Annotated in this window: 14 protein-coding genes and 1 pseudogene; 10 read left to right on the top strand and 5 right to left on the bottom strand. The window is 59.3% G+C overall.

Annotation, left to right across the window (positions count from 1 at the left end):
• Positions 1 to 24: 24 nt before the first annotated feature.
• The gene (locus J3P84_RS24005) at positions 25 to 1,041 is read right to left on the bottom strand and encodes a Bug family tripartite tricarboxylate transporter substrate binding protein (RefSeq protein WP_434626263.1); all 1,017 of its coding nucleotides are present in this window, start codon (positions 1,039 to 1,041) and stop codon (positions 25 to 27) included.
• A 422-nt stretch (positions 1,042 to 1,463) separates the two neighbouring features.
• Between J3P84_RS24005 and J3P84_RS24000 the strand changes: the two genes are divergently transcribed.
• The 7 genes from J3P84_RS24000 (at position 1,464) to J3P84_RS23970 (ending at position 9,235) form a co-directional block, all read left to right on the top strand.
• Positions 1,464 to 2,468 carry a 4-hydroxythreonine-4-phosphate dehydrogenase PdxA gene (locus tag J3P84_RS24000; RefSeq protein ID WP_434626262.1) on the top strand — a complete coding sequence of 335 codons (1,005 nt, stop codon included), beginning with the start codon at positions 1,464 to 1,466 and terminating at the stop codon, positions 2,466 to 2,468.
• Positions 2,469 to 2,787: 319 nt separating this feature from the next.
• Entirely contained in the window at positions 2,788 to 3,963 is a 1,176-nt protein-coding gene (locus tag J3P84_RS23995) for an L-rhamnonate dehydratase (protein ID WP_305496980.1), read from the top strand.
• A 51-nt stretch (positions 3,964 to 4,014) separates the two neighbouring features.
• Positions 4,015 to 5,010 carry an AraD1 family protein gene (araD1, locus tag J3P84_RS23990; protein WP_434626261.1) on the top strand — a complete coding sequence of 332 codons (996 nt, stop codon included), beginning with the start codon at positions 4,015 to 4,017 and terminating at the stop codon, positions 5,008 to 5,010.
• Positions 5,011 to 5,033: 23 nt separating this feature from the next.
• Positions 5,034 to 6,614 carry an aldehyde dehydrogenase (NADP(+)) gene (locus J3P84_RS23985; protein WP_434626260.1) on the top strand — a complete coding sequence of 527 codons (1,581 nt, stop codon included), beginning with the start codon at positions 5,034 to 5,036 and terminating at the stop codon, positions 6,612 to 6,614.
• 118 nt (positions 6,615 to 6,732) lie between these two features.
• Complete coding sequence (locus tag J3P84_RS23980; protein WP_434626259.1) at positions 6,733 to 7,404, top strand: histidine phosphatase family protein; 672 nt, start codon at positions 6,733 to 6,735, stop codon at positions 7,402 to 7,404.
• Between the two features lie 24 nt (positions 7,405 to 7,428).
• Complete coding sequence (locus J3P84_RS23975; RefSeq protein ID WP_434626258.1) at positions 7,429 to 8,274, top strand: phosphatase PAP2 family protein; 846 nt, start codon at positions 7,429 to 7,431, stop codon at positions 8,272 to 8,274.
• Between the two features lie 556 nt (positions 8,275 to 8,830).
• Positions 8,831 to 9,235 carry a hypothetical protein gene (locus tag J3P84_RS23970; RefSeq protein WP_434626256.1) on the top strand — a complete coding sequence of 135 codons (405 nt, stop codon included), beginning with the start codon at positions 8,831 to 8,833 and terminating at the stop codon, positions 9,233 to 9,235.
• 263 nt (positions 9,236 to 9,498) lie between these two features.
• Here the strand turns inward: J3P84_RS23970 and J3P84_RS23965 are convergent, their stop codons facing one another.
• Both J3P84_RS23965 and J3P84_RS23960 read right to left on the bottom strand, forming a co-directional pair.
• On the bottom strand, positions 9,499 to 9,675 hold the full coding sequence (locus tag J3P84_RS23965; RefSeq protein WP_434626255.1) for a hypothetical protein: 177 nt from the start codon (positions 9,673 to 9,675) through the stop codon (positions 9,499 to 9,501).
• Positions 9,676 to 9,796: 121 nt separating this feature from the next.
• The gene (locus J3P84_RS23960; RefSeq protein ID WP_434626254.1) at positions 9,797 to 10,366 is read right to left on the bottom strand and encodes a hypothetical protein; all 570 of its coding nucleotides are present in this window, start codon (positions 10,364 to 10,366) and stop codon (positions 9,797 to 9,799) included.
• 216 nt (positions 10,367 to 10,582) lie between these two features.
• Between J3P84_RS23960 and J3P84_RS23955 the strand changes: the two genes are divergently transcribed.
• Together J3P84_RS23955 and J3P84_RS23950 are read left to right on the top strand one after the other, a co-directional pair.
• On the top strand, positions 10,583 to 11,416 hold the full coding sequence (locus tag J3P84_RS23955) for an oxidoreductase (protein WP_434626253.1): 834 nt from the start codon (positions 10,583 to 10,585) through the stop codon (positions 11,414 to 11,416).
• Positions 11,417 to 11,440: 24 nt separating this feature from the next.
• Positions 11,441 to 12,370 carry an AraC family transcriptional regulator N-terminal domain-containing protein gene (locus tag J3P84_RS23950; protein ID WP_434626252.1) on the top strand — a complete coding sequence of 310 codons (930 nt, stop codon included), beginning with the start codon at positions 11,441 to 11,443 and terminating at the stop codon, positions 12,368 to 12,370.
• 57 nt (positions 12,371 to 12,427) lie between these two features.
• Here the strand turns inward: J3P84_RS23950 and J3P84_RS23945 are convergent, their stop codons facing one another.
• On the bottom strand, positions 12,428 to 12,913 hold the full coding sequence (locus tag J3P84_RS23945; protein ID WP_434626251.1) for a MarR family winged helix-turn-helix transcriptional regulator: 486 nt from the start codon (positions 12,911 to 12,913) through the stop codon (positions 12,428 to 12,430).
• A 49-nt stretch (positions 12,914 to 12,962) separates the two neighbouring features.
• On the opposite strand from J3P84_RS23945, the gene J3P84_RS23940 reads away from it, so the two are divergent.
• On the top strand, positions 12,963 to 14,435 hold the full coding sequence (locus tag J3P84_RS23940; RefSeq protein ID WP_434626250.1) for an FAD-dependent oxidoreductase: 1,473 nt from the start codon (positions 12,963 to 12,965) through the stop codon (positions 14,433 to 14,435).
• Between the two features lie 38 nt (positions 14,436 to 14,473).
• On the opposite strand, the pseudogene J3P84_RS23935 reads toward J3P84_RS23940, so the two are convergent.
• A pseudogene (locus tag J3P84_RS23935) lies at positions 14,474 to 14,611 on the bottom strand (integrase); the annotation flags it as partial.
• Positions 14,612 to 14,993: the final 382 nt, after the last annotated feature.

Genomic DNA, 14,993 nt, shown 5'->3' with positions numbered 1-14,993 from the left:
CTGGGGCGAGCGGCCCTGGCAACTTCAGTTTTTCAGCCAGCCGGCTTCCTTGAACACCGGGGTGACGCGGGCGACGTCCTTTTCGATGTAGGCGGTCAGGGGCTCGCCTTCAAGGAACGTCGGCACCAGCGCGTTCTGTTTGACGTAGGCCTTGAACTCATCGGTCTGCGTGACTTTGCGCATCAGCTCGACATAAAAGGCCCGTTGTTCGGCACTGACATCGCCGGGCATGAACACCGTACGCGGGAAGCGGTACTGATCGATGCCCAGGCCCTGTTCGTGGCAGGTTGGAACATCGGCCCAGGCTTTGTTTCCGGCGACTTTCTCGGTGTAGCTCATGCGCTCCTTGCTGAATACGCAGAGCGGTTCGACTTGATCACCGCGCCATTGGCTGATGCTTTCACTGGGGTTGTTGACGTTGGCCGCGATGTGTTTGCCGGCCAGTTGGGTCGCGGCTTCACTGCCGCTCTTGAACGGGATGTACACCAGTTTGCTGTTGTTGGTCTGGTTGAGCAGCAGGGTGAGGGTCTGGTCGACGTCCTTGGACTGGCTGCCCCCCATGCGCAGCTTCGCCGGGTCGGTCTTGGCCGCTTCGTAGAAACCTTTCGCGTCTTTCCACGGCGCGCCCTTGTAGCTCCAGAGGATAAAGTCATCTTCGGCCACGGCGGCAATCGGGGTCAGTTCCTGCCATTGGTAGCCGAGCTTGGAAACCAGCGGCAACAGGTAAACGTTATTGGTGGCAATCACCAGTTTCTCTGCATCGCCCTTGTTCATCTTCATGTCGAGGAAGGCCTCGGCACCGTTGCCGCCACCCTTGTTGAGGACAATGGTGTTGACGTCGAGCAGCTTATGGGTGGTGATGATCGACTGGATCAGGCGACCGAGCTGGTCGGTTCCGCCACCCGGGCCGCCGGCGACGACGATTTCGACATTCTTGTCCGGTTGCCAGGCGGCGTGGGCAAGGGCGGGAAGGACGCCGACGGCAATCAGGGCGCCGCCTAGAAGAAGACGCGATGTGCGACGGACGAATGCATTTCGCATGATGGGCCTCGTTTTTGTCGTTGTTATGAGTGACTTGTCTGCGCGATGAAGCCGCAAGCCTGGCCTGAGTGTGGAAAGGTGCCGGCGCCGCGTCTAGTCAAAACAATACATACACCGATAGCCTGAGGTTATAGCTCGCAAAAAGGAGCGGGTGGACATCGTCCAGATGTCGAGGGCTGGGGCTTTTTTGAAACAAGCCGAAATAGAACCCGAAGGCTGAAAGCGCGCTATGCCATAACCCGAAGCTATCACCTGATTTCAAGTTTTGATTAGACGGTTATCGCCGGGCCTCCGATAGTGCTCGGCAACGTCTTCAGGCCGACGGCATTTCACAACAATAACAAACGGGGTACGTGTCATGGCTCAGGACGAGAGCTTTGCGTCATGACCGGGCGTGGCATGGGACCCTTGAGGAGTGAAGCATGAAAAAAACCACTATCGCCATGGTCCTGGGTGACCCGGCTGGCATTGGCCCGGAATTGATTGCACGCTTGCTCGCCGAGCCCGAGATACGCAGCAAGGCCAACATCATTCTGATTGCCGACGAAGCGGAAATGCGTCGCGGCATGCGCATCGCCGGCAGCGAGTTTCCTTATCGCCGGGTGGAGACACTGGACGTGTTGGAGTTCGTCGATGACACGCCGCTGTTCCATGACTTTCGCGGCGACACGGTCGGCGAGTTCCCCCGTAGCGAGGCCAGCGTGATTGGCGGTCGCTACAGCCTCGACACCCTGGAAAAGGCCCTGCGCCTGACCGAAGCCGGGACCACCGACGCGGTCCTGTTCGGGCCGCTGAACAAGACCTCGCTGCACATGGCGGGCATGGCCCACAGCGATGAATTGCACTGGTTTGCCGAGCTGCTGGATTTCCACGGACCGTTCTGCGAATTCAACGTGCTCGACAACCTTTGGACTTCACGCGTGACCTCCCATGTGGCCCTGTCCGCAGTGCCGGGCCTGCTCAGTGAGCAGCGGGTGGTGGAAGCGATTCAACTGATCGACACCGCCCTCAAGCGCAATGGCCTGGAGCAACCGCGAATCGGTGTTTGCGGCTTGAACCCGCACAACGGCGACAACGGTTCGTTCGGTCGCGAGGAGCTGGACATCATCGGTCCGGCCGTACGCTCGGCGCAGGCGCTGGGCATCGCGGCACAAGGGCCGTATCCGGCAGACACGATCTTTCTCAAGGTCCAGGGCGATGCCAATGCCTTCGATGCTGTCGTGACCATGTATCACGACCAAGGCCAGATCGCGATCAAGTTGATGGGTTTCTCCCGTGGCGTGACGGTGCAGGGCGGCTTGCCGATTCCGATCACCACCCCGGCCCACGGCACCGCTTTTGATATCGCGGGGCAGGGCAAGGCCAACGTCGGTGCTACGCGCCAGGCCTTCGAAATCGCATGCCGGATGGGACGCAACCGGCACTGATCCTGAAATCAATGCGGTCCGTTGTGGGAGCGAGCCTGCTCGCGATCACGGTAGTACAGCCACATTTCCAGTGGCTGATACACCGTTTTCGCGAGCAGGCTCGCTCCCACATTTGTTTGTGTATGGCTGATAACCCGATCTGCTCTCTTACTCGGATTTGCTATCACCTCAGGCTATCGCCGGATACGCATAAGTGATTATCCGCAGTCCTCGGACGCTGGCTAAAGTCGGCCCATCGGATGCCGGAGCCCCTTCCTGAAAAGGCTCTGCGCACACGACCGACAATGACAAGAAGCCGCAGCCCAAGGAACTGTATTTCATGAAAATCAAAGCGATCCGTACCCGCGTTTTCGAGTGGAAGGGCAAAGTCGTCCCGCCCCAGGCGCACTTCTGCACCAACGCCAGCGACATCCTGTTCGAGCGCGGCGACGCGATGGGCTCCTTCCGTTTCCACGGCTGGCTGGTGGTGGAAGTCGAGACCGACAACGGCCTCGTCGGTATCGGTAACTGCGCCCTGGCACCGCGTGTGGCCAAGGAAATCATCGACACCTACCTGGCACCGATCGCCATTGGCGAAGACCCTTTCGACAACGAATACATCTGGCAGAAAATGTACCGTCAGAGTCACGCCTGGGGCCGAAAAGGCATCGGCATGGCGGCGATCTCGGCGATCGACATCGCGATCTGGGACATCATGGGCAAGGCCGTCAACAAGCCGGTGTTCAAGTTGCTCGGCGGTCGCACCAAGGAAAAGATCTGGACCTACGCTTCCAAGCTCTACGCCAACGACAACCTCGATCTGTTTCTCGAAGAGGCCCAGGGCTATCTCAACCAGGGTTTCACCGCGCTGAAGATGCGCTTTGGCTACGGTCCGAAAGACGGTCCGGCGGGGATGCGCCGCAACATCGAACAAGTGCGCGCCCTGCGGGAGCTGGCCGGCCCTGACGTCGATATCATGCTCGAATGCTATATGGGCTGGACCCTGGAATACGCGAGGCGCATGTTGCCGAAACTGGCCGAGTTCGAACCGCGCTGGCTGGAAGAGCCGGTGATCGCCGACGACATCGAAGGCTACATCGAACTGAAGAAGATGGGCATCATGCCGATCTCCGGCGGCGAGCACGAGTTCACCTCCTACGGCTTCAAAGACCTGTTGGAACGCCGCGCCGTCGACGTCATCCAGTACGACACCAACCGCGTCGGCGGCATCACTGCCGCGCGCAAGATCAACGCCATGGCCGAAGCCTGGTCGGTGCCGGTCATTCCCCACGCCGGGCAGATGCACAACTACCACTTGACGATGTCCACCACCGCCTCGCCGATGGCCGAGTTTTTCCCGGTGTTCGACGTCGAGGTTGGCAACGAACTCTTCTACTACGTGTTCAAGGGCGAGCCGCAACCGGTCAACGGGTACATCCAGCTCGACGACAACACGCCGGGCCTGGGCCTGGAAATCTCCGATGAATACCTGAGCGACTTCAACATCATCGAGTGACCTGGACGCGCCGCAAACGAGCGGCGCCTACCCTGATTTCTGGAGGCCGCCATGCGCCTGATTCAATTTGAAAACTCCGCCGGAGAGCGCCAGGTCGGCGTCGTCGATGGGGCACTTGTTCAAGTGCTCAAAGGAACCCGCAATACCCGGGAACTGGCGCTTGCAGCGATCCGTGGCAATCGCAGCCTGCATGAAGAAGTCGCTTCGCGCGGCACCGAGCCGGGCCCGGATTACGCAGCGCTGTTGCACCAAGGCAAAGTCCTGCCGCCGCTGGATCACGAAGATCCGGCCCACTGCCTGATCAGCGGCACCGGCCTGACACATCTGGGCAGCGCCTCGGCGCGGGACAAGATGCACCAGCATGACGGTGAGGTCGAGGCCGGCATGACCGACACCATGCGCATTTTCAAATGGGGGATCGAGGGCGGAAAGCCGGCGCCGGGGCAGGTCGGTGCGCAACCGGAATGGTTCTACAAGGGTGACGGCAGCATCGTCGTGCACCCCGGCGCGGACTTCCCGGTGCCTCCGTTTGCCGAAGATGCCGGTGAAGAGCCGGAGCTGACCGGTCTCTATGTGATTGGCGACGATGGCCTGCCGTATCGCATCGGTTATGCCTTGGGCAATGAGTTCTCCGACCACGTCATGGAGCGGCGCAATTACCTGTACCTCGCCCACTCGAAACTGCGCAGTTGCTCCTACGGCCCGGAGCTGCGCGTCGGTGAGTTGCCCAGGCATCTGGTCGGCACCAGTCGCATCGAGCGCAATGGCGAAACCCTCTGGGAGAAGGCTTTTCTCAGCGGCGAGGACAACATGTGCCACAGCCTGGCCAACCTGGAATTTCACCACTTCAAGTACGCGCAGTTCTTGCGACCGGGTGATGTCCATGTGCATTACTTCGGCACCGCTACCCTGTCGTTCGCCGACGGTGTGAAGACACAGCCGGGGGATCGCTTTCGGATCAGCCTCGATGAGTTCGGTGCGCCGCTGGTGAACGGTATCGGCGAGAGTGCCCAGCCGCTGCCCATCGGCCAGGTGCGTGCGCTCTAAGCCTTCAACAGGAAAATGCCCTCATGACATTGCCACAGGGATACAACTACATCGGCGGCCGTCGCAGCGCCAACGGCACCCTGCAACTGCAAAGCTTCGATGCGAGCACCGGCGAGCCCTTGCCCGGCACCTTCTTCCAGGCATCCGAAGCCGAAGTGGATGCCGCCGCCAAGGCCGCTGCTGCGGTTTACCCGGTTTACCGCAACCTGAGCGCGGAAAAACGCGCTTCGTTTCTCGATGCAATCGCCGAGGAAATCGACGCGCTGGGCGATGACTTCATCGCTACCGTGTGCCGCGAAACCGCATTGCCTGCCGGGCGCATTCAAGGGGAGCGCGGTCGCACCAGCAGCCAGTTGCGTCTGTTTGCAAGCGTGCTGCGTCGTGGCGACTTCTACGGTGCGCGGATTGACCGCGCATTGCCCGATCGCCAGCCACTGCCACGTCCGGATCTGCGTCAATACCGCATCGCCCTGGGGCCGGTGGCGGTGTTTGGCGCCAGCAACTTTCCGCTGGCCTTTTCCACGGCCGGCGGTGACACCGCTTCGGCGCTGGCAGCGGGGTGCCCGGTGGTGTTCAAGGCCCACAGTGGCCACATGGCGACTGCCGAGTGGGTGGCGGACGCGGTCATCCGTGCCGCTGAACGGACTGAAATGCCGGCCGGCGTGTTCAACATGATTTATGGCGGGGGTGTCGGTGAATGGCTGGTCAAGCATCCGGCCATTCAGGCGGTGGGCTTCACCGGTTCGCTTAAGGGTGGCAACGCCTTGAGCCACATGGCCGCCACCCGGCCACAGCCGATTCCGGTGTTCGCCGAAATGTCGAGCATCAATCCGGTGTTCCTGCTGCCCGAAGCGTTGGCGGTACGCGGCGAGCAGATCGCGGCGCAGTTGGCCGGTTCGGTGACGTTGGGGTGCGGTCAGTTCTGTACGAATCCGGGTTTGGTCATTGGCCTGCGCTCGCCGCAGTTCAGCCTGTTCCTGGAAAGCTTCTGCGCGAGCATGAACCAGCAACCGCCACAAACCATGCTCAACCCGGGCACCTTGGCCAGTTACAGCCGCAGCCTCGGTGAGCTGTACGAGCATCCGGGCCTGACGCACCTGGCGGGCAAAACGCAACAGGGCAACCAGGCGCAGCCGCAGGTGTTCAAGGCCGATGTCAGCCTGTTGCTCAAGGGCGATGCGTTGCTTCAGGAAGAAGTGTTCGGGCCGACCACCATCGTCATCGAAGTGGAGAATCGGACACAGTTGGCGGCGGCGCTGCACGGCCTGCGCGGACAGTTGACGGCGACGTTGATCGGTGAGGCTGATGAATTACTGGAGTACCGTTGGCTGACAGAAGTACTGCAGGAAAAAGTCGGGCGGATCCTGCTCAACGGTTATCCGACCGGGGTGGAGGTGTGCGAGGCGATGGTGCACGGCGGACCGTATCCGGCAACATCCGATTCACGGGGAACGTCGGTGGGCACGTTGGCCATCGATCGTTTCCTGCGGCCGGTGTGTTTCCAGAATTACCCGGATGCGTTGTTGCCCCAGGCATTGCAGAACGGCAATCCGCTAGGGATTCGGCGGCTGGTGGATGGGGAGGTAACTGATCGAGCGCTGTGAGCGGCGCGATCGTTGAATCCGAAGTTTTTTTTCACATCGCTTTCACTGCCTGCCTACGTCGGCCTCTCTACTGTCGCGCCATCGAATCACTGGGTGGATGCCGTCGGGGCGGCTTGATGTGGAACTGAGACTGAGTCTTTTCGGCCTGACGCGCTCGATCGATAGGCGCCGTTTTGCCCGTTACCAAAACACCGTGGTCGTGCTCGCCTCGGCGCTGCTGGCTGTCCCGTTGGTCCTGTGGCTACTCGGCCCGGCAGCGGTGCCGGACCTGGCCCATGGCAACGTCGCCGGCGCCCGGGCCCTGGCCGATGGCTGGGCCAAGGGCGAAATGATCGTGCTGGTGCGCCATGTCGAGCGCTGCGACCACTCCAAGGCTGCTTGCCTGGGTGACCGCGAAGGCATCACCGACCGCGCCCGTGCCGTTGCGGTGGGGCTCGGGGCTCGGTTCGAACAACTGGGCCTGGACCACGTCGACCTTTACAACAGCCCACGGGTGCGCACCGCGCAGACGGCGGGCTACATGTTCAACAAGGTGAGCGCCGGTGACGATTGGCTGTTCGACTGCCGACATGACCTGCTGCGCAATGCCCTGGCCCACAAAGTGGCCGGTCGCAACCTGATCCTAATCACCCACAGCGAATGCATGCAGGCGATGGAAACCGCGCTTCTGCGCCCGACTTCCTCGTTCGGCTATGGGGCTTCGTTGTTCGTTTCCAGCGCTCAGCCACAAGCGCCACGAGTGCTCGGTTTTATCGAAGCCCCTGACTGGCGCTCGGTGACATTCCAGTAATTCTTCCCACGACCAGGACCGCTCATGCTGACGTCTGCCCGCGCCCGTTTCTACGGGCTCAACCTCGGAATTCCCTTGGCCGTTGCCGCCATGGTGTTCCTGCTTTTCGATCTGACCCGTATCGACATCGCCATCAGCAATCTTTTCTATGACCCGTTGCACCAGGTCTTTCCGTTGGGGCATGTGCGGCTGTTCGAGCAAATCACGCACAAATGGGCCAGGGCCATTCCGAACTGGACGGGGGAGGCGGCCATAATCGGCGCCGTGCTGTCGTTTTTCTGGCCGCTGTTGAAACCGGAAAAGCGCCCTGGGCTACTTCGCGTACTGGACAGAACCCGGCTGGCGAAACCGCTACGTTTTGCCTACAAACACCGGCGCGATTTCCTCTACGTTGTCTTCGCCTTTTCGCTCAGTACCGGGGTTATCCATTACCTCAAGGGCCATACCAGCGTGTACTGCCCGGTGGAAACCAGCCAATACGCCGGCAAGATCGAGCACAAGGAATGGTTCCGGAATTTCGACCTGCTGAAAGTGGCCGGTGAGGGGCGCTGCTGGCCGGGTGGCCATGCGTCCGGCGGCTTCACCCTGCTGGCGCTGTACTTCGTCGCCCGTCGTTATCGCTGGCGTCATTCCAAAGCGGTGATGTATGGGGCGTTGGCCTTGGGGTTCGTCTATGGCACGACGCGGGTCCTGCAGGGTTGGCACTACATGTCCCATACCTTCTGGGCGGGAATCTTTGTCTGGTTGAGCTGCTGGTTGATGGCGCTGGTGTTTTATGGGCGAGGCGCCTTGGAGCAGCCGCTGTCGAATCGACAGCGCACGGTGCCGCCCGTCGTGCAGGCGTTGGGCAACGCGCCTTCCTCCGTCTGAACGGCAGGCCTGGAAATTGCGGATAGCGCGAATCAACCAAGCCATTCGGACGCGTCCTGTGAGATGCGTCTCTTTTTTACGCAGAAAGTTTTCCCTCTCCTGAACTGACGTGGTGCCGCTGGCGGTAAACCACAGGTGCAGACTGTTCCGAATCTTACTGAGCGTGGCACACTTACTAACGTTTTTCCGTCTGATCCAGCTATCGCACAGCGACCAATAAGAACTCTGGTTCAGGACGAGTCAGGGCGGTATTGGCTCCAAGGGCAAGCAGGCGGCAGAATTACTCCCTCAGGCTCATATGATTTTGTTACGTTGCCGGATGGGACTATTAAAGTTAGTAGGCCGAATATCAACGAAGGGTTTTCAACCCATCTTGGGCTTAGTGGTGGTAAAGACGTTAAATACGCGGGCTCTATTCGCTTCGGGAACAACCAAGGACCAGAGCGAGGCACTATAACGAAGTGGGATAACAGCTCAGGGCATTACAAGCCGCCTGCTTCGTTGAAAGATAACTCTGGTCTGCCCCAAAATTTCTTTAACCCTAAATAGGTTTGGTATGGACGCACGACAGGCGGAACTGTGTAAACAGCTTTCAAGAATGAGCTCCGATCAAGCTGCCGACTGGTTGATTGATACATATCCAATAGACTCTGATGAATGGGGGGAGGCCATTTTGCTTCTACCCCATCGATCATGGAAAAAATCTGAACAGCAGCGTTTGGCGAATCATTTCTTTAAAAAGCTGCCTTTTTCAGGTTATCGAGGATACGAGGCGTTCGCATCTATCATGTCTGTAGCTTCTATGGTCGGCTGTGTTAAGAAAGCTTTACCGGAAGATGCTGCTAGGCGCGAATTGTTACTCTATTATCTAGTCCCCGTGTTACGTCGTTCTGCAAAAAATGACTCAGATAGGCGAATTATTGAAGACTTTGTTGGAGACATAGAGAAGGAGGTGGGGTAGCGTAAACGGCACTTAGAGGATAGTTTAGGTATACCCCGGAGGCTCGGATCCGTGCTTTCAACATATCCGCCAAAGAAAGGATAGCGTTGAAATGTTGCCGGGCGGTTTTTTCTAGTTTCACGTTGGATGAACTCAAGCACGTTAAGGTCTAGTCGACTGGCGCGCAGATAACTAAGCGTCGAAACATCTTGAATAGGCTTGAGTGAGAGGCAGACCACGCTCCTGCCCAATTTCTGCGATAAAAAACGTGGTCTGCCGCTTTTTCAGGCCTTGGTCGACTGAGTGAAAGCCCAAGCAAACACGATAACGGCAATGACGGGTCTGATCAGATCCGTCGCTGGCGCCTGACCGGTAAACACCCCAAGGCCGAAAAATATGAATGCCGCCAGGGCAGCGAGAACACCCAATGCTGAAATCCAGCGGAAATATCGTGGAAACATCACATTTATCCTTTACAAAAAGTTAGTACAGACCAGGTTTTATGAGTAAGAGGCAACGGCTTCTTCGATAAGACAGGATGTGTCTTCGTTATCCTATGTATCTTTTTTTTCGGGTCAGATTTCAATTCGTACCCACAGGCACGCTGACCTCTCTGCGCTCACCCGTCGCGGAAATTTCATACACCTTCATGATGTAGTAATCCGCGATCACCGTTTCAATGAGATAGTTCTTTTGCGGTCGTGGTGTGAATACCAGCGGAGCAGGCTGTGGTGTTATGCCGTAGCCGAACAACGTATGCATGGGTATGCCATTGAGGGTAGCGATCTGCCTTTTCACCGACGCACTCACTTTCAGGGGCTTTTCGGCCTCTACCAGCGTATCGATGCTGTCCGTGCCACCTGCCATTTTCTTCAGGTAACCCGGTATGCGCTTGAAGTAGCCTGCATCGTAGACGGGCTCGCCAGCGGAAGACATGGCGTACTCGACCGCGTTGGCAGGACCCAGCGAATAGCTGACGGGGTGATCACCCGCGCCGCCGAGGGTGCGGAAGGTAAGGCTTGCATGATGCTCATCCGCCGCCAGTGGAACTACTGGCATGGAAGAGGGTTGAACGCTCGCTTGGCGGCTGCCACAACCGGTCATTGCAAAAGCGAGAGTCACTGCTAATGGAACAGCAAGATATGTTTTCATTCGATCCATGAACTGAATGGGAGATTTCAGGGCTTGTGAAGCGGGCCCAGTATACCCGCGGAAGCCTCGGCTGAGGCATGTGAGTCTAGGGTAGGGCGCTGGCGGCGATGCCTCTGACGCGCTGATAGGAATAGGCAATGCCCCAAGGCAAACCGGCATAGGAGGGGCATTTTTCGCTCGCTACCATGGCTACCTGTTCATCCATTGGAGTTCACCATGCCCAGTCGCAAAACCCTATTCATCACCGGCGTGAGCAGCGGCTTGGGTAGCGCACTCGCGCAAGAGGCAATTGCAGCAGGCCACCGTGTCATCGGCACGGTGCGCAATGAGGCGGCGTTGCAGGCCTTCGAGTCGCTGTCCACGGAGCGTGCCCATGGCGTCATCTTGGACGTCACCGAGTTCGATCGAATCGACGCCGATGTGGCGGCGACGGAGGCCGCCCACGGCCCGGTCGATGTGCTGGTCAATAATGCCGGCTATAGCCACGAAGGCATCTTCGAAGAGTCGCCACTGGAGGAAATGCGTCGTCAATTCGACGTCAACGTGTTTGGCGCGGTGGCGGTGACCAAGGCCTTCGTGCCGTATTTTCGCCAGCGCCGTGCCGGTCATATCCTCAATATCACTTCCATGGGCGGCACGATTACCATGCCGGGCATCTCTTATTACTGCGCGAGTAAGTTTGCCCTCGAAGGCCTCTCCGATACGCTGAGCAAGGAACTGCTACCGTTCAACATCTTCGTGACGGCCGTCGCGCCCGGCTCGTTTCGCACCGACTGGGCCGGCCGTTCGATGCAGCGCACGGCGCGGAGCATTGCCGACTACGACGCCAGTTTCGATCCGATACGTAAAGCGCGCGTGGAGAAAAGCGGCAAACAACTGGGCGATCCGCGGAAAGCGGCGCAGGCCATGCTGCAGATCATCGCCAGCCCGACACCTCCCGCGCATTTGCTGTTGGGCAGTGATGCGTTGAAGCTGGTGCGGGAAAAGCTGAGTCGTGCCGCCAGTGAGATTGATCAATGGGAAGCGCTGACCCGTTCGACCGACAGTTGAACGGCCAGCAAAAAGGGGACTTCGATGACTCAGGCCGCTGCGCGCATGGTGCAGCTGATGGAACAGCTCGCACCGGTGGAAGGCTACAACCTCAGCGCGCTGGACGACGTCCGCTTCCTGCGTTCGAACCGCCCCCTGACGCGTACGCCGGTGCTGTATGAACCCGGCATCGTGATCCTCTGCCAGGGGCGCAAGCGCGGTTATCTGGGCGATGACGTCTATGTCTATGACGCCCAGCATTACCTGGTGGTGTCTGTCCCCGTTCCATTCACCATGGAGACCGACGCCAGCGCCGCGGAGCCCATGTTGGCGGTCTATATGCGCCTCGACTTGCAACTGGCCAGCGAACTCATGTTGCAAGTGGACGAAACCCACGGCCCCAGCGACGCCCAGCCCAAAGGCATGTACGCCTCGCCCATGGATGAGCCGCTGCGCGCCTCGACGCTGCGCTTCCTGGAGGCCATGAGCCGTCCGGGCGAGGCGCAAATACTGGGCCCTTCTCTAATGAGGGAAATCTACTATCGAATCCTGACCGGCGAACAGGGCGGCTCGATGCGCGCCGCCCTCAGTCGCCGGGGACATTTCGGCAAGATCACCCGGGCGATACGCAAGATCCACAGTTGCTATCACGAGCATCTGGACGTCGAAACCCTGGCGCAGGAAGCCGGCATGAGCGTCCCCAACTTTCACCTGCACTTTCGCAACGTGACGGGCGCATCACCCATGCAGTACCTGAAATCGACCCGCCTGCACCAGGCGCGATTATTGATGCTGCGCAACACCATGAACGCCTCGACGGCGGCGTTCAGCGTCGGCTATGAAAGCGCCTCGCAGTTCAGCCGCGAGTTCAAGCGGATGTTTGGTCGGACGCCGCAGGCCGAGGTGGAATGGATGAGGGCGACTTATGCGTTGCCGGAGGGGGCGGCGGCGTCGGGGTATGTTTCTTCGCATTAGGGGTGGGGTGGTTGTTGTGGCCGCTCCATGGTGGCTGATCCCGCGAAAGTTGCCGAGCTAACCAGCCCCTGTGCCCTGTTCCAGGGCCTTGGCAAATTTACGCATCAGACGCACCAGGTCGGTGATGTCCTCGGCAGCCCAGTCCTGAAAGATTCCTCGTGCCAGGCGCTCGCGCGCTTGGTCTATCTGGTCGGTGATCGCCTTGCCCTTCGCGGACACCACCGCCTCGCGCATCCGTCGATCTTCCGAGTTCTCATGCCGGATCACTAACTCCATGTGTTCAAGCTTGGAGACCTGACGGCTGATGGTCGTATAGTCCCTGCCTAGGCGACCTGCCAGATCCACGACACCAATCGGCCCCACCCGCTCGATTACCACCAGCAGGCGAAAGAGCGCCTGGTCCAGGTGTACACCAGCTTCCGCGATGAGTCGCTCGTCGTTCCTAGGCCGGTTCATCACGCTCACGATCGAGATCAAGGACCGATGCAGATCCTTCATCTGCGCCGATATATGTGTATCTTGCACTTTATTTTCGACGGTCATAAGCTGCTCTCCTGATATGTGCATCTTACACATTCTTGGGAGAGGTGATATGCGTAAGCCCGTTGACGTCCTGATTTGTGGTGCCGGTGCCGCGGGCCTTACCTTAGCGATTGACCTGGCGCGGCGAGGGGTGCGCTTTGCCCTCATCGAAAAGCTTTCCTCGCCCTTCTTGGGCTCGCGCGGCAAAGGCATTCAGCCCCGCACCCAGGAGGTCTTCGAAGATCTCGGGATCCTGGACCGGATCATGGCCGCAGGCGGTATCTACCCGACTATTCGCAAATACGCGCCCGATGGCAGTCACGTGGACCAAGACGTGACGAACGTTGCCGAGCCCAGACCTGCCGAGCCCTATTGCCTGCCTTTGATGATTCCTCAATTCAAGACCGAAGCAGTCTTGCGCGAGCGCTTGATCGAACTGGGGCATGCGCCAGAGTTTGGTGTCGAGCTAACCGGGACGCTGGTCAGCGCCGACGGAGTCAAAGCCGTACTCGCAACCCCGGATGGAGAACAGACCCTCCATACCCGATACCTGGTGGGTGCCGATGGCGGGCGCAGCTTCGTGCGCAACACCTTGGGGATTGGCTTTCCGGGCAAGACCCTGGGCGTACGGGCGATCGTGGCCGATGTCATATTGGATGGACTGCCGCGCGACGTGTGGCACCAGTTTGATGGTGGGGGCTCAGGCCCATTGGCTATCTGCCCGTTGGCGGGCACAGACCTGTTCCAGATCCAGGCCCCTGTTCCCTTGGAGGGCGATATAGATCTCTGCGCGGCTGCGCTGACCGAACGCGTTGCCCAGCACACGGGGCGCACGGACATCATGGTCCATTCGGTCGCCTGGTCATCCATCTACAGCATGAATGCCAGGCTTGCCGACCGTTACCGGGATGGCCCGGTGTTCCTGGTCGGCGATGCGGCGCATGTCCATCCGCCTACCGGTGGACAAGGCCTCAACACCAGCGTCCAGGACGCTTACAACCTGGGCTGGAAGCTGGCGGCCGTATTGGCCGGCGCACCAGAGGCTCTACTGGATACCTACGAAGCTGAGCGCCGCCCGGTGGCCGCAGACGTGCTCGGGCTGTCCACGCGCCTGCTTGCAAGCTTCAAGACCGGGGACAACAGGCGGACCCGTGAGGTCCAGCAGTTGGATATCGGCTATCCCCACTCGCCGCTATCGCTCCCGTCGCAGGCCACCGACAGCGGGCTCGCGCCAGGCGATCGCGCACCTGATGCTGTCGTTCGAGGCGCAGGCGGCAGCCCAACGCGCTTGTTCAACCTGTTCAAGGGCACACATTGGACCCTGTTAGCCAATGGTCCCTCGAACTTCGCGCCAAGCGCGGGCTTGCATATCCACGGCATCGGGCCCGGCTGGGAAATCGAAGATTACCTGGGTCAATTCGCCCAGTTCTACGGCCTCGCTGAAGGCTCCGCCGTGTTGGTCAGGCCGGATGGCTATCTGGCAGGGGTCTTCACGAAAGATCAGATGGTTGCATTGGACAGCTATCTGGCTCGCTACAACTAAGAGAACTTCAGCGTTTCCTGGTCATGGTCTGATTTCGGATGGAAATGGATGATTGCTGGGCCGTTGCTGCGTACGCGGAGCTGCAAACCGTCGTCATCTGTGAGGACGTAATCCTTGGACTCCGGTTTGGCTCCCTTCAGTTGTCGGTCGGATCGTCGCAGGGCTGGAGCAGGGATGAGATCTACCTCAGGCGCTGTTTGGTATTCCAGAGATAAGTCCCGGCGGGCTTGGAATACCTGAACAGTCAGAACTCGGCGGATGCCAAAACACCTCGGAATCGCTGAGACTCTTGATTTCGCTGGGTTTCAGGCACAAAAAAGACGTCCCTAGACGTCTTTTTTCGTTGAGTTGGTGGGCCGGGGTAATCTGAATTAGGTCAGTAACATGTTGATTAATTGGGTGAGTTCCGGTTTGTATTTTAAGCTGGAATACCGATTGGAATACTGCGAAAAGTGTTCCTGGACTGCTGATGACCAAGGGTCGCCCGCTGTAGGGCGACCCTTGGTCCAAGCGCGGTCACTGAGCTAACGACTACGGGATAACACGCATCACCCCACA

It is taken from the genome of Pseudomonas sp. Z1-29, from assembly GCF_051131995.1.
Lineage (GTDB): Bacteria > Pseudomonadota > Gammaproteobacteria > Pseudomonadales > Pseudomonadaceae > Aquipseudomonas.
This window is presented reverse-complemented; position numbering and strand designations above follow the sequence as displayed.